The organism is Spectribacter hydrogenoxidans, assembly GCF_031846275.1.
GTDB classification, from domain to species: Bacteria; Pseudomonadota; Gammaproteobacteria; order Nevskiales; family Salinisphaeraceae; genus Spectribacter; species Spectribacter hydrogenoxidans.
Window position 1 is genome coordinate 60,235 of sequence record NZ_JAVRIB010000015.1, and the last position, 14,110, is coordinate 74,344.

14 protein-coding genes are annotated in these 14,110 nt (G+C 62.6%); 5 read left to right on the plus strand and 9 right to left on the minus strand.

Translation table 11 applies throughout. The features are described 5' to 3' along the window. Positions 1 to 3: 3 nt before the first annotated feature. The 6 genes from RM532_RS13425 to RM532_RS13450 form a co-directional block, all read right to left on the minus strand. The gene (locus tag RM532_RS13425; RefSeq protein WP_311653845.1) at positions 4 to 639 is read right to left on the minus strand and encodes a peroxiredoxin; all 636 of its coding nucleotides are present in this window, start codon (positions 637 to 639) and stop codon (positions 4 to 6) included. Between the two features lie 105 nt (positions 640 to 744). Beyond that, positions 745 to 1,062 (minus strand): P-II family nitrogen regulator, encoded by a 318-nt coding sequence (locus RM532_RS13430; RefSeq protein WP_311653846.1) that lies wholly within the window; start codon positions 1,060 to 1,062, stop codon positions 745 to 747. Continuing rightward, a complete protein-coding gene (locus RM532_RS13435) occupies positions 1,059 to 4,151 on the minus strand; it encodes an efflux RND transporter permease subunit (protein ID WP_311653847.1) in 3,093 nt (1,030 codons plus the stop codon). The genes RM532_RS13430 and RM532_RS13435 overlap by 4 nt, the downstream gene beginning before the upstream one ends. 19 nt (positions 4,152 to 4,170) lie before the next feature. Continuing rightward, complete coding sequence (locus tag RM532_RS13440) at positions 4,171 to 5,280, minus strand: efflux RND transporter periplasmic adaptor subunit (RefSeq protein WP_311653848.1); 1,110 nt, start codon at positions 5,278 to 5,280, stop codon at positions 4,171 to 4,173. A 37-nt stretch (positions 5,281 to 5,317) separates the two neighbouring features. After that, a complete protein-coding gene (locus tag RM532_RS13445) occupies positions 5,318 to 6,595 on the minus strand; it encodes a TolC family protein (protein ID WP_311653849.1) in 1,278 nt (425 codons plus the stop codon). A gap of 472 nt (positions 6,596 to 7,067) precedes the next feature. Continuing rightward, on the minus strand, positions 7,068 to 7,502 hold the full coding sequence (locus RM532_RS13450) for a heavy metal-responsive transcriptional regulator (protein ID WP_311653850.1): 435 nt from the start codon (positions 7,500 to 7,502) through the stop codon (positions 7,068 to 7,070). Positions 7,503 to 7,570: 68 nt separating this feature from the next. On the opposite strand from RM532_RS13450, the gene RM532_RS13455 reads away from it, so the two are divergent. Continuing rightward, entirely contained in the window at positions 7,571 to 8,401 is an 831-nt protein-coding gene (locus RM532_RS13455; RefSeq protein ID WP_311653851.1) for a cation efflux transmembrane domain-containing protein, read from the plus strand. A gap of 6 nt (positions 8,402 to 8,407) precedes the next feature. Beyond that, on the plus strand, positions 8,408 to 9,931 hold the full coding sequence (lnt, locus tag RM532_RS13460) for an apolipoprotein N-acyltransferase (protein ID WP_311653852.1): 1,524 nt from the start codon (positions 8,408 to 8,410) through the stop codon (positions 9,929 to 9,931). A 36-nt stretch (positions 9,932 to 9,967) separates the two neighbouring features. Here the strand turns inward: lnt and RM532_RS13465 are convergent, their stop codons facing one another. Genes RM532_RS13465 through RM532_RS13475 form a run of 3 tightly spaced genes read right to left on the minus strand, consistent with a single transcriptional unit; the run spans position 9,968 to position 11,315 of the window. After that, positions 9,968 to 10,603 carry a DsbA family protein gene (locus RM532_RS13465; protein WP_311653858.1) on the minus strand — a complete coding sequence of 212 codons (636 nt, stop codon included), beginning with the start codon at positions 10,601 to 10,603 and terminating at the stop codon, positions 9,968 to 9,970. A 14-nt stretch (positions 10,604 to 10,617) separates the two neighbouring features. After that, positions 10,618 to 10,986 carry an ArsR/SmtB family transcription factor gene (locus RM532_RS13470; RefSeq protein WP_349255328.1) on the minus strand — a complete coding sequence of 123 codons (369 nt, stop codon included), beginning with the start codon at positions 10,984 to 10,986 and terminating at the stop codon, positions 10,618 to 10,620. Positions 10,987 to 11,006: 20 nt separating this feature from the next. Continuing rightward, the gene (locus RM532_RS13475; protein ID WP_311653854.1) at positions 11,007 to 11,315 is read right to left on the minus strand and encodes a four-helix bundle copper-binding protein; all 309 of its coding nucleotides are present in this window, start codon (positions 11,313 to 11,315) and stop codon (positions 11,007 to 11,009) included. Positions 11,316 to 11,585: 270 nt separating this feature from the next. On the opposite strand from RM532_RS13475, the gene RM532_RS13480 reads away from it, so the two are divergent. The 3 genes from RM532_RS13480 to RM532_RS13490 all read left to right on the plus strand — a co-directional run. After that, positions 11,586 to 12,578: a multicopper oxidase domain-containing protein gene (locus RM532_RS13480; protein WP_311653855.1), complete on the plus strand. Its 993-nt coding sequence runs from the start codon at positions 11,586 to 11,588 to the stop codon at positions 12,576 to 12,578. A gap of 50 nt (positions 12,579 to 12,628) precedes the next feature. Beyond that, positions 12,629 to 13,726, plus strand: coding sequence for a ZIP family metal transporter (locus RM532_RS13485; protein ID WP_423246902.1), 1,098 nt, complete (start codon positions 12,629 to 12,631; stop codon positions 13,724 to 13,726). A 124-nt stretch (positions 13,727 to 13,850) separates the two neighbouring features. Continuing rightward, the coding region (locus RM532_RS13490; RefSeq protein ID WP_311653857.1) for a hypothetical protein at positions 13,851 to 14,110 on the plus strand (260 nt) is incomplete at its 3' end.

Sequence of the window (14,110 nt, forward strand, 5' to 3'; positions counted from 1 at the left end):
AGTTTAACGATTCGGCTGCTTGGTCACCCGCAGGTAGGGCTTCAAGGTCTTCCAGCCGTCCGGGAAGTGCTCTTTGGCCTCTTCGTCGGACAGGGACGGGACGATGATGACGTCCTCGCCGTCCTTCCAGTTCACCGGGGTGGCCACCTTGTAGCCGTCGGTGAGCTGGATGGAGTCGATGACCCGCAGGATCTCGTCGAAGTTGCGGCCGGCGCTCTTGGGGTAGGTGAGCGTCATGCGAATCTTCTTGTTCGCATCAATCACAAATACCGAACGCACGGTCGAGGTATCACCTTCGCCGGGATGCAACATGTCGTAGGTTTCCGATACATGCCGGTCGGTGTCGCCAATAATCGGAAAGTTGACCGCGCAGCCCTGGGTCTCGTCGATGTCGCCGACCCAGGCCTTGTGGTCCTCGACCGAGTCCACGGATACCGCAATCACCTTGCAGTTGCGCTTGGCGAACTGTTCCTTGAGCTTGGCGGTCTCGCCCAACTCGGTGGTGCACACCGGCGTGAAGTCGGCCGGGTGCGAGAACAGCACGGCCCAGCCGTCGCCGATCCAGTCGTGGAAGTTAATCGTGCCCTCGGTGGTTTCTGCTTCGAAATCCGGGGCGGTATCTCCTAAACGTAAACTCATAATGGTCTCCTTGAGAAACAATGATAAACACGTCGTTCAGTTACTTTCTTCACATGGCTACCTCCTCGGACGGGCTGAGTCCGCGCCCGTTGTCGGGACAGGGCTTCATCCCTCGATAGGTGTCGCGGATTCGATATTGCTGACATAAATCCAGCCGCTTTCAGGTTGGCCGGTTCGGGCCTGTTCGCGGATAATTTCCACCGCCGCTGGGACACGTTCGTCCTGCATGCACACGATCTCCAGCTTGACTTCGGTAATGACCGCCGCCCCGATTTCCACCGAATAACGTTGTTCCTCACTGCTCAGGGCGTGTAATAGCCCCTGCACATCAATGACGGAGAGCTTTTCGTAACCGGCGGTGTGCAGCGCGTGCACCACATCCGCTATCCGGTTGCGGTGAATGAAGGCTTTGATTTCTTTCATGCTTTGTCCTCCTTGTCGGTTTCCATCCACTCGTAGATCACGGGCAACAGGACCAGCGTCAACAGGGTTGAGGTAATCAGTCCGCCGACCACGACCGCGGCCAGCGGGCGCTGGGTTTCCGCGCCGACGCCGCTGGAGAGCAGCATCGGGATCAGGCCCAAAATGGCGACACTGGCGGTCATCATGACCGGCCGCAGGCGCAGCTCCGCGCCGCGCCGCACGGCTTCGGCCACCGGCAGGCCTTTTTCGCGCAATTCATTGATAAAGCTCACCAGCACAATGCCGTTGAGCATGGCGACGCCGAACACCGCGATGAAACCGATGGCCGAGGGCACCGACAGGTATTGACCGCTGATGAACAGCGCGACCAGACCGCCGATGGTGGCGAACGGCACATTGGCGATGATCAGGGTGGCGTACTTCACCGAATTGAACGCGGTATAAAGCAGCACGAAAATAAAGAAGATGGTCAAAGGTACGATCAGCGCCAGGCGCGAGAGCGCCCGCTGCTGGTTCTCGAACGCACCGCCCCATTCGATCCAGTAGCCCGGCGGCAGGTCCACCTTTTGTTCGATGGCGGCGTTGGCGTCCTGCACAAAACCATCCACATCCCGGCCACGCACATCCATTTGAATCACCGCGTAGCGCTGCAACTGCTCGCGGCGGACAAAGGAATAGCCCTCGGCGGTGCTGACCTCGGCCACCCGCGACAGTGGCACGATGGCGCCGCTGGCAGTGCGCAGCGGGATATCATTGATGGCTGCCACCGACGCCTTGGAAGCGTCCTGAATCCGGGCGGTGATGTCGAAACGCTTGACGCCGTCGATCAGCGTCGAAACCGGCTGGTTACCGATGCCCGTGCGGACCACGGTCAGCACGTCGTCGGCGTTCATGCCGTAGCGGGCCAGGGCCTCGCGGTCGACCTTGATCTGAATCTGCGGCTTGCCGATGTTGGCCTCCAGCGAGAGGTCGGCCACACCGGGGACGTTGTCAATCGCGTTCTTGATCTGGGCGCTCAAACGGTCGAGCTCGGCCAGGTCCTCGCCGTATAGCTTGGCCGCCAGCGTGGCGCGCACGCCCGAGATCAACTCCTCCACGCGCATCTGGATCGGCTGGGTAAAGGCGATGACCGAGGTCGGCACGGTTTCTTCGAGCGCCTCGCGCATGGCGTCAGCCAACTCGCCAATGGAGCGGTCCCACTCGCTTTTGGGCGTGAGGCCGGTATAGATTTCCATGTAATTGACATCCGCCGTCTCGCCTTTTTCGGCGCGCCCGATCATGGCGATGGTGGTTTGCACCTCCGGAAACTGGCCCAGCGCGCGTTGAATATCCTTGGAAATCTCGATGGATTGTTCCAGCGAGGTCGAGGGGATTGAGGTGACCCGCCACATGATCGAGCCCTCCTGCAATTGCGGCATGAATTCCTTGCCCAGCAAGGGAAACAACGCCAAGCTCGCGAGCAGCGCGGCGCCGGCGCCGGCCACAATGGTTTTCTTGTGCGCCAGCGACCAGGCAAGGCTGGGCAGGTAGACGCGTTTGATGCCGCGCACCAGCCAGGTGTCGCGTTCGGCCTTGGGCTTGAGGATAAGCGCCGCCAGCACCGGGATGATGGTCAGCGTCAGCAGCAGGGAACCGGCCATGGCGAAGCTGATGTTGAATGCCATGGGCTTGAACAGCTTGCCCTCCAGCCCCTGCAAGCTGAACAGGGGCAGAAACACCACGATGATGATGAGAATGGCGAAGGCGATGGGTTTGGCCACCTCGCGCGCCGCCAGCAACACCGCCGCGCTGCGGTCGACCTCTTCGCCTTTTTCGCGCCACTCGGCCATGATGCGGAAGGCGTTCTCGGTCATCACGACCGCGCCGTCCACCATCATCCCGATCCCGATCGCCAGACCCGCCAGTGACATCAGATTGGCCGACAGGCCGGCCTGCTCCATGCAAATGAAAGCGATCAGCATGGCCAGCGGCAGGGCCGAGATCACCACAATGGCGGAGCGAAGTTCGCCGAGGAACAGGAACAGCACGAGCGCGACCAGCAGGGAGCCTTCGATCAGCGCACGCTCCGCGGTAGAAACGGCTTCTTCCACCAGTTCCGTGCGCTCATAGACCGGGTTGATGGCGACCCCGTCGGGTAGCGCCGATTTGACGATATCGACCTTCTCCTTAACGGCGGAGACCACGTCGTCGGCGTTGGTGCCGATACGTGCCAGCGCCATGCCCAGTACCACTTCCTTGCCATCGCGCGTGACCGCGCCAAAGCGCAGGGCCGGGGCCTGCTTGACGGTGGCTACGTCGCGCAGATACACGGGGGTGCCGGCGACGGTTTTCAGCATGATATTGCCGATATCCTGCTCATCGGCCACCAGGCCCAGGCCGCGTACCAGATACTGCTCGGGACCAAGATTGACGTACTGCCCGCCCACCTGGCGGTTGTTCGACTCGATGACCTCCATGACATCCTTGTAGCCGAGGTCGTACTTGATCAGCTTCAACGGGTCGATCACGACCTGGAACTGGCGCTCTTGTCCGCCCCAGGACATCACATCGTCCACCCCCGGCGCGGTGCGCAGGATCAGCCGCACCGTCCAGTCCTGGATAGTGCGCAGGTCCATGTCCGAAATCTCTTGCTCCAATTGCTCGTCGGCGCGTTCGACGGTGTACCAGAACACTTGCCCCAGGCCGGAACTATTGGGCCCCATCTCGGGCTGGCCGTACTCGGACGGCATACGGTTTGACACTTCCTGGAGACGTTCGAGCACCAGCCGGCGCGCGAAGTAAATATCTACGTCGTCCTCGAAGTAAACGGAAACATAAGACAGCCCAAACAGGCTGACCGAGCGGATGTCGGTTACCCCGGGCAGACCTGCCATTCCGGATTCCACCGGAAAGGTCAGTAGCTGCTCGACGTCTTCGGCGGCCAGGCCGGGGGATTCGGTATAGATGTTGACCTGTACCGGGGTGACATCCGGAAAGGCGTCGATGGGGATGTTGTTGACCGCGCGCACCCCGAGGTACCCGAGGACCAGAAACGCGATAATCACCAGAAATTTGTAATGCAGCGACGCTTCGACCAGTTTATTCAGCATGGGGATGATTCTCTGTCTATTAGTCGCTGTCGCCAATCTGCGATTTCAGCGCCATTGATTTGAGTAGGAACGCACCTTGGGTGACGATTTGGTCCTGCCGGGTGAGGCCGCTTTTGATCTCGGTCCAGCCGCCACGGGTCGCGCCGGTGACGACCGGCCGCGGCTCGAATTCGTCGCCGTTGAGCGTGAACACCGTTTGCGCGCCATTCATCAACACCAGCGCGTCCGTGGGCACGGCCAGCGCGGCGTCCTCGCCTGCGGTTTGCAGTTCCACGTCCACATATTCGCCGGCGGCGAAGGTGGTGGCGCCGGGTTCAAATTCGATACGCACGGCGCGGGTGCGGGTGTCGGTGTCCAGGCTGTAATGCAGTTGTACGATGCGGCCGTCGATCCACTCACGGCCGTCGCGGCTCACCCGTGCCGGCGCGCCCACCGCCAGTCTGGCGACCACCGCGGGGTCGAGCTGCGCCTGCACCCAGGGCGCACTGGTGTCCGTGACCTCGAACAGTACATGGCCGGGCTCTACATACTCGCCGCGCACAAAATCATCGCGAATAACCCGCCCGTCCTGGGGCGAGAACAGCTCGAATTCGCCGGTGGCGCGCGAGGCATCCGCGCCTTGCAGCAGCGCGTTGATCTGTGTCTTGTTCATACCGTAGGCCCGCAGTGCGGCATACGCGCGCTGGCGCGCCACCTGGGCCTCGACATATCGCCGGTCGGACACCACCTGCTTGCCGAGTTGTTTCACCCTCTGCCACTCGCGGTCGGTTTCGATCAGGTCGGCCTGGGCGACCCCGACCTCTACGCTGGTCAGGGTGACCAGGGGCTGCCCCTGCTTGACCTCATCCCCCAGGCGCGCGTGCCGGGCCGCGACCTGCGCGCTGACGCGCGGGGTGATTTGCGCCGACTGATACGCATTGATGCGCACTTCGCCCGGCGCGGTAATGCTTCCGGTGAGCGCGCGCCGGCCTACCGCTGCCGTTTCAATGCCCTGTTCCTGCCGCTGCGCGGGGCTCATGCGCAAGGGCTGTTCCTCCACATGCTCCGCGTCCGATTCGCTATCCGCGAATACGCTGCTAATGGGCAGCAACAATGCGCCGGCCCATGCCGCTATGATCCATTTGTTCATGTACTTTGACTCCATAGTAATTGGTAAGGGATGCGCGCTAGGGTTTGCGGGTCAGCCAGTCATCGACCTCGCCGCTGGCCACCAGCCAGTCGGCCCAGGCGTCCCACAGCCGGTTCTGGATTTTCAGCGCGACGGCCCGTGTTTCCAGCGTCTGGTTAAGCTGCACCAGGTAATCGGCGGTGCTCATCTCGCCGTATTTCCAGATGCGATCGAGCTGCGAAACCTGGCTGCTCAGACTCGGCCGGCCGCTGCGCTGCCAGGCCTGCCATGCCGCATGGCTCAGCCGGTAGCGCTCGGCGGCCGAGAGCAGGCGCGCCCTGGCGCGGCGAAACGCCTCATGTTTGGTTTGTTCGGCCTCGGCCAATTCCGCGCTCGCGGTATCCACTTCGGCGGCAAAACTGTTGCGCACGAACAGGGGAACACTCAGGTTCAGGCCGACCACGCCGAAGCTGCCGTCTTCGCCGTTGCGAAACGTGCGTTCCTGACCCACGGTAGCGCCCACGGTGGGGTCCGGACGGCGCTCACGCCGGCGCAATTCCACCCGCGCCCGGGCGGCAGCACTGCGCGCCTGAAGTGCACGTATTTGCGGCAGCGCGGTAAGCAGGGCTTGCGCGTTAAAATCAACGGGCGCGGGGATGTCCGCCGGCAACTCAGGCCAGTCCTGAACCGCCTGACCGGTCACCGCCGCCAGATTTTGGCCGGCCTGCGCCAGATCGGTGGCCGCCAACGACAATTCCAGGTCCGCCTGGGTGCGGGCGAGACTCGCGAGGTCCAGTTCGATCTGGCTCAGATCGCCGGCGCGGCGGCGCTTTTGGCTGAGATCGGAGAAATCCGTCATCAGGCGCGCGCGCTCCTGCGCGAGGGCCTGCGCCGCCTCGGCGGTGTGGTAGTCAGCCAAGCCGCTAAGCAGTTCACCGGTGAGCTCCTGACGTCTGACGATATATTCAGCGCGCGCAACCTGTAGCTCGGCGCTGGCAATGTTGGTGTTGGCACCGCGTTTGTCAGACCAATCCAGGGCCTGTTCCAGGCCCACGGTTCCCAATCGGGATTCCGACTGTTCCGCTTCAATTTGCAGTTGCGGGTTGTAGATCGGCCGATCCGCGGCGGCAACCCGACCCCCGGCGGCCTCAATCTCGGCGCGCGCGGCAAGAATACCGGGGTTGGTTTCCAGGGTTGTTTGAATAAACCCTCGTAAAACCGGGCTCGTGGCTTCGGTTTTCGGCGAGGTCTGGGCAAGCGCGAGGTTTACCGACGCAGCGGCAATAGCCGCCGCCAGGAAGACACGCGACACGCGCCGCAAAAAAATGGTTGACATGAAAATTCAGTCTCCAGGCAAGGATCAAAGAAACAACAGCCCACGGCGCGCAGGCTGCATCGTCAGATCACAGCTGGAGACTAAATATTAGGGGGGAAGGGGGGTGCGTCGGCCGCGCGTGTGCGGAAAACGGTGGCCGCGGCGATGTTGAACGCGACGGTGGGCGTCGGCGCCAGGTTTTGGATATGGGGGGTCAAGGCCGAGCAGCAGGTGCTGCCGTGGCAGCATAGGTCGTAGCAAAAATTGGTTTGTTCGGGGACGGCCGATTCCTGCGTGTCGCACACTAAAGCTCGTGGACTCGTTGTATGCGCTGCGGAGGTCTGCTGGCTTGTCGAGGTAGCGAAGCCTTGGTCAATATCAGCCGCCCACGCCAAATTGCCGGTGATTACCAGCAGGGTGAGTATTTGGCAGATCAGGGTACGCATCGGAGCGCTAGGGTAGAAGATATGCAATTCGCGGACAAGTTAGTGCACTACGCCCACCGCGGTTCTCCCGGCCGATTGGAAGCGAGACCGTCGCCATTCATCGCGGCAAGAATCCGGCAGTCCGCGGCGCTTCCCCCGGAACAAGCGCCCACCAACTGCTTCAGTGCGGCTTGAAGCGATCTGAGTTCGCGCATACGTTTTTCTGTCTCGCGGAGCTGGGCACAGGCCAAGGCGCGCACCTGCTCGCAGTCGGCGCCCGGCGCGTCGCTGAGCGTCAGCATCTCGCCGATGCCCGGCAGGCCGAAGCCCATGGCTCGCGCCGCGCGGATGAAGTGCGCACGTTGCAGGCCGGCCGCGTCGTACAGGCGTTGGCCGCCCGCCGTATGGTCGGCGGGCTGCAACAGTCCAAGCGCTTGATAATGCCGCAGCGATTGTACGGAGCAGCCGCAGCGGCGGGCGGTTTCGCCAATAGTTAAATACATGATGATTGCCGGTTGAACCTATAACGATTGTAGCGATTAAGCTATTGGTTTTCATGCGCGGAGCCAACATGGCTGACAACAAATCAGATCTCCGGATCAGCGAATTTTCCGTGCCCAAGATGGATTGCCCCTCCGAAGAGGGCATGATCCGCATGGCCCTGGATGGTGTTACCGGCGTGCATGGCCTGGTATTCGATCTGGGCGAGCGGCAGGTCCAGGTGCTACACGATCAGGATGTGGACGAGATCACGCCTAAGCTCGAATCCCTGGGGCTGGGGGCGCGCTTGCTGGGCACCCGCGATGCGGACGACGACGATTTGCAAGCGCTGCAACAAAGCCGCGAGGCGGACGCGCAGGAGTCCGGCACGCTGAAAATACTGCTGGCCATCAACGGCTTCATGTTCTTCGCCGAATTCACGCTGGGCTGGCTGGCGCAATCCACCGGCCTGCTGGCCGATTCGCTGGACATGTTTGCCGATGCCGCGGTGTACGGTGTCGCTCTATACGCGGTGGGCCGCAGCATGCAACTGAAAACCCGCGCCGCGCACCTGGCCGGCTGGCTGCAATTGTTGATGGCTTTGGGCGTGCTCATGGAAGTCGGACGGCGCTTTATATTCGGCAGCGAACCCGTGTCAATGCTGATGATCACCGTGGGTTCGGTCGCACTGGCCGCAAACGTCACCTGTCTGTTTCTCATCTATCGTCACCGCCACGGCGGCTCGCACATGAAGGCGAGCTGGATATTCTCGGCCAACGACGTGATTGCCAATATCGGGTTAATCCTGGCCGCAGTGCTCGTAGCATGGACCGGCTCGCGGTACCCAGATTTGATTATCGGCACCATTATCGGCTTCGTGGTGCTCGACGGCGCCCGGCGTATACTCAAATTGCGGAACTGACCGCCGATGGCCAAGGCCCTGTTGCATCTCGGCCGATCCAGGCCGGGTTCGCTCGCGCCGTGGCTGAGCACTACGGCGGCCGGCGCGGTCCTGCCGCTGGCCTTCGCGCCCTGGTCCTGGTGGTGGCTGGCGCCGTTCTGCGTCGCGGTGCTGTTTCACAACGCCTGGACCGCGTCACCGGGCCGGGCCTTTGCCCTGGGCTACTTGTTCGGTCTGGGTCTGTTCGGGGTCGGGGTATCCTGGATACACGTCAGCATGACGCAGTATGGCGGCGGCGGGCCGGTGACCAGCTTTATCGCCACCGGCGGCCTGATCGCCCTCCTGGCCTTGTTTCCGGCCCTGGCCCTGTGTCTGGCGCGCGGGTTACGGCCGCAAGCCGATGCCTGGGCATTATGGGCATCGCTGCCCGCGGCCTGGCTGGCACTGGAATGGCTGCGCACCTGGCTATTCACCGGTTTTCCCTGGCTGCTGCTCGGCTACAGTCAAACCGATGCGCCACTGGCGGCGGCCCTGGCGCCGGTGACGGGCGTGCTCGGCCTGAGCGCCGTGGTTACCCTGCTGGCCGCAGCCCTGGTCTGGTGCGCCGCCGGACGCGGCTGGCGACGCTGGGCCGTGACCGCCATTGCCGTCGCGGCCCTTGGCGCCGCAACCCATGCCGGGCTGACACGCGACTGGACCCGGCCGGCCGGGCCACCGCTGGAAGTCGCGCTCGTGCAGGGTAATTTCGACCAGGCCGAGAAATGGCGGCCGGAAAATCGCAGCAAAACGCTTGCGCGCTACGCCACGCTGAGCGAGCCGCTGGAACAGGCCGATCTGATCGTCTGGCCGGAGACCGCCATGCCGCTGCTTTATGCAAACCTGCCGACGGCCTACCTGGACAAGCTCACCCGGCGCCTGGATGCGGCCGAGGCCACGTTGATCCTGGGCGCCCCAACCCGCGGCGAGAGCGGACGCATTTTCAATAGCGCCGTCGCCGTAGGCACGTCCGCCGCTTATGCCAAGCGACACCTGGTGCCATTCGGGGAGTATGTGCCCCTGCGCGGGTTGTTCGGCGACCTGCTCGACGTGTTGGGTGCCCCGGAATCCGACTTCGCCCCCGGCGCGCAAGCCACCCTACTGCCGGTCGCGAGGTACCGCGCCGCCATCGCGATTTGCTACGAAATCATCTTCCCCAGCGAGGTCGCCAGTCTGGCAGCCGGCTCGAACTTTATCGTCAACATGAGCAACGACGCCTGGTTCGGCGACACCATCGGCCCCTGGCAGCACTTGCAGATTGCGCGCATGCGGGCCATGGAAACCCAACGCTATGTGTTGCGGGCCACCAATACCGGCGTGACCGCGGTTATCGATGACCGTGGCCGGGTGCGCGCCCAGGCACCGCAATTCGAGGCGGTAAAGCTGGTATCGAGCCTGGTGCCGCGCACGGGGCTTACGCCTTACATGCGATGGCGGGACGGCCCCCTATTGATCATAGTGACTGTTTTACTACTCGCCTTGGTAATCCGACGCAGTGTGGGTTCCGCCGCCTAATTGGCACTCATTCATAAACTCCAGGATACGATTGGTCTAGTGCTGCTGGTATTGGACGGTGCTATCAGGCAAGGCCCATTCGATCAAGTCTTGCATTTCGTCGATGTTCTTCTTGCCGGGTACGACTTCGCCGTTGATAAGAAATGTCGGTGTCCCCAGGACACCGTGTTCCCGGCTCGCGCGGCGCTGTTCCCGGGTTATGGCGCGCTTGTGCCGAGGCGCATCCAGACAAGCACCAAACGATTTCTGATTCAGTCCGATCGCTGCGGCTTGCTGCACGAGGGCAGAATCGACATCGTCCTGCCGAGCCCAGTCGCGCACAGACGCGTAGAGCGCATCCAGCATCTGATAATACTGGTCGCCGGCGCAGCGGGCGGCGACCGCGCCGCGAAGTGCCGCAGCACTGGTCGGAAAATTGCGGTAGACAAAGCGCAGCCGCCCGGTGTCGATGTAACGCGATTTGATGTCGGGCAGAACTTCTCTGTGAAAGCGCACACAGTGATCACATGTCAGCGAGCCGTATTCGACCAGGGTCACCGGTGCATCGGCGCTACCGAGTGCGGTCTCGGCATGCGCGGCTGAAGCAAACAGGCACATCGGAGTGACTATGGCGACGCCGCTATGCCGCGCAAGGCGCGTAACTGTAACCTGCACAGTCCGCATCAAGCGCATAGGAATACCGATCTTCAGGCGACCCGAGCCGGGCTTTGGCGGGCGTCCTCCATCAGACACCAGCCTTGATCCAGCAGATTGATAACGCAGGGATCATGGATCCGGTAGTAAATGCTGTTGCCTTCTCGCCGTGACGCCAGAATGCCCACATCGAGCAGACGTTGCAGCTGGTTGGAGACGGCCTGGGCTTTCATGCCAACGGCTTGGGCGAGATCGCTTACGCGGATTTCCTGTTCGATGGCGATGGCGTGCAGCAGCCGCAAGCGCGTGTCGTTCGCCAAGACCTTGAACAGGTCCGCCAGTTCGCGGGCCTGGATTGACGATAGCAATGGCCGCGCGCGTAAGGCCGGCTTGGGCGGGCAATCCTTGCAATGATCGGTCATGCGATTTCCAGCCAGGGCAATCAGGTTACCGAACAGGCTTGGCTGCACTGCCGGCAGGCTTGCGCGCAGGCCTTGCAGCATTCGTCGTCGAATCTCTCGCACTCCTCGGCGCAGGCGCGGCAGGCCTTTTCGCAGATCGAACACAGCTCGGAAGCCAGCGGGGATTGCCGGCTCGTCAGCGAGGCACATAGCCAGCCGATAGCGGCGCAATCCATGCACACGCGAACACAATCCAATTTTTGCGCATCGCCGCTGCAAACAGCCGCGCAATTATCGGCGGCCTTGGCCGCTTCTATGCACGCGTCGATACAGGCTTGTTTGTCAGTCATGGTGGTCTCCTTAAGCAGGTCGCATCGCTTCAATTACATTATTACACTATTAAATGTAATAAAATATTTCAACCCTACGATTGAAGGGTTTTGGCCGACAATCAGTTCGTTTGTGGGTGGCTCAATCGGGCCGGGGTTAACACGAAAATAAGCCTATGCTAAGTTACTTAGTATGTACTTAACTTGTGTTGGCATCACGTGAAGCAATCGAGCGGGTGGCTGCCCGGATTTTCCCGGCGCAATTTTCTGCGTCTGGGTCTGACCGGATCGATGGGTTCTCTGTTCGGCCTATCGGCGGCGCATGGCCGTGGTGATCACGCCCTGCATACGGGCGGCATGACCACCGTCGGCGAGGTCGATCACCGGCGCAACGGCTTCGACCCGCATGCACTGCTTACCGACTGGGACGGTGGCCAGGTATCTTGGCTGCCGGACGGGCGGCGCCTGCGCGAATACGAGATCGTGGCGGTGGATCGCGAGATCGAGATCGCGCCGGGGCTGTTCTTTCCGGCCTGGACCTATGCGGGCCGTGTGCCGGGGCCGACCCTACGGGCCACCGAGGGCGATGTAGTGCGCATCGTCTTCCGCAATCAAGGCAGCCATCCCCACACCATTCATTTTCACGGCATCCATCCGGCCCGCATGGACGGCGTGCCCGGCGCTGGCGAGGTTTACCCCGGCGGCCAATTCACTTACGAGTTCGAGGCCCTGCCGTTCGGTTGCCATCTTTACCACTGCCATTCCGTGCCCTTGAAGCGGCATATCCACAAAGGGCTGTACGGGGCCTTCATCGTGGACCCGGACCCGGCGCGGCATCCGGAGCATGCCGAGGCCGCGCGCTCGCGGTTGCTGGGGACCCCGCAAAACGCCCGCTGGCAGGAAATGGTGATGGTGATGAACGGCTTCGACACCAATTTCGACGAGGAAAACGAGGTCTACGCGGTCAATACGGTGGCCCATGCCTATAACCAGCGCCCGATCCGGATCGAGCGGGCCCGGCCGATTCGCGTGTATCTGATCAACGTGACCGAGTTCGACCCGATCAACTCCTTCCACGTGCACGCCAATTTCTTCGACTATTACGACCACGGCACCACGCTGACGCCCACTCTGCGCACGGTGGATACCGTCATGCAGTGCCAGGCCCAGCGTGGGATTCTGGAGTTCAGCTTCGCCGAGCATGAGCCGGGGCTATACATGTTCCATGCCCACCAGAGCGAGTTCGTGGAGCTCGGCTGGATGGCGCACTTCGAGGTGGTATGAGCACTTGGCGCTATTGGGCGCATTGGTTCGTGCCGCCGGCCTTGCTGGCGGTGACCATCTTTGCGCTGTTCAAAGGCGATTGGCTCGTGGAGCTGGGTGGCGCGCCGGCGCCGTTCGAGGACGTCGTGGTCGAGCGGGTGGTGCTCGACGAACAGGGCATCGCCCTGAAATACCGGGTCGACAGCCCCGACCCGGTCACCATCGCCCAGGTCCAGGTGGACGGCGCCTATTGGCAATTCACGCAGCAACCGGAGGGCCCGCTGTCCCGCGGCGAGGCCGCCTGGATCCGGATTCCCTACATGTGGGTCGCCGGCGACGCCCATCACCTGACCCTGGTGAGCTCGACCGGCGCGACCTTCGAGCACAGCATCGACGTGGCCCAGGCCACGCCCCAGCCGACCCTGGCGAAGTTCGGCGCGTGGACCTGGGTCGGTCTATACGTGGGGCTGTTTCCGGTGGCGCTCGGCATGTTGTGTTATCCGGCGTTGCGCCGCTCGGCCCGTGGGGTTATCGATTTCGCGCTCGCCGTTACCCTGGGTCTGCTCGCTTTCCTGTTCGTGGATACGCTGCTGGAGGCGCTGGAGCAAGCGGAGCGTGCGGCCAGCCTGTTTCAAGGGCCGATGCTGGTGCTGCTCGGCGCTGCCGCGGCTTTCTTCGGTCTGCGCGCGGTTTCTCGTGGCGGCGCGGACGGCGTGTCACTGGCCTGGCGCATTGCCCTGGGCATCGGCCTGCACAACCTGGGCGAGGGCCTGGCCATCGGCAGCGCCGTGGCCGCCGGGGAGATCGCCCTGGGCACCTTCCTGGTGCTCGGCTTCACCTTGCACAATGTCACCGAAGGCATCGGCATCGCCGCGCCACTGACCGAATCGCAGCCAAGATTACCAACTTGGGCAGGTTTGGCGGCCCTGGCCGGGCTACCGGCGGTGGCGGGTTGCTGGATCGGCGCCTACGCTTTTTCGCCGCAGTTTGCGGCCCTATGCCTGGCGCTGGGCGCCGGCGCCATCCTGCAAGTGCTGATCGACGTCGGCCTGTATTTGCACGGTCGCACGGCCTCGGCGCAGGGCCTGACCGGCCAGCCGCTGCTGGCGGGCGGCCTGCTGACTGGGATGGCCCTTATGTTCGCGACCGCGCTGCTAGTATCCGGGTAGTTTGTATGGGCAAGCAAGCTGCACGGCCACCCACTGGAAACCTTGTCTTGGCATCACATCAGTTCATGGCTAATCCGTGCCGGTATTTGTGAACTCTTACCGGTTTGCGTAGTCTGTTCGTGCAATGCGTCAGTTCATGCGCCAATTCCCCCGACAGGCGAACGCCGTCCACTGGCTGGTGGCAATCATGCTGGGCGTGAGCACCCTCGCCTGGGCCTGGCATGTGGATATGCCGGTTGCGGCCGATGAAACTGTGCAGGTGGCCGACAGCCATGCGCATAGCGATGGCGGTGACTTGGTAGATCGTTGCGATCATTGCTGCCACGCCGGTGCCCATCTGGTGGCTCTGACTTCCACTAACATTAGCCCGGCTTTTGATTCGAC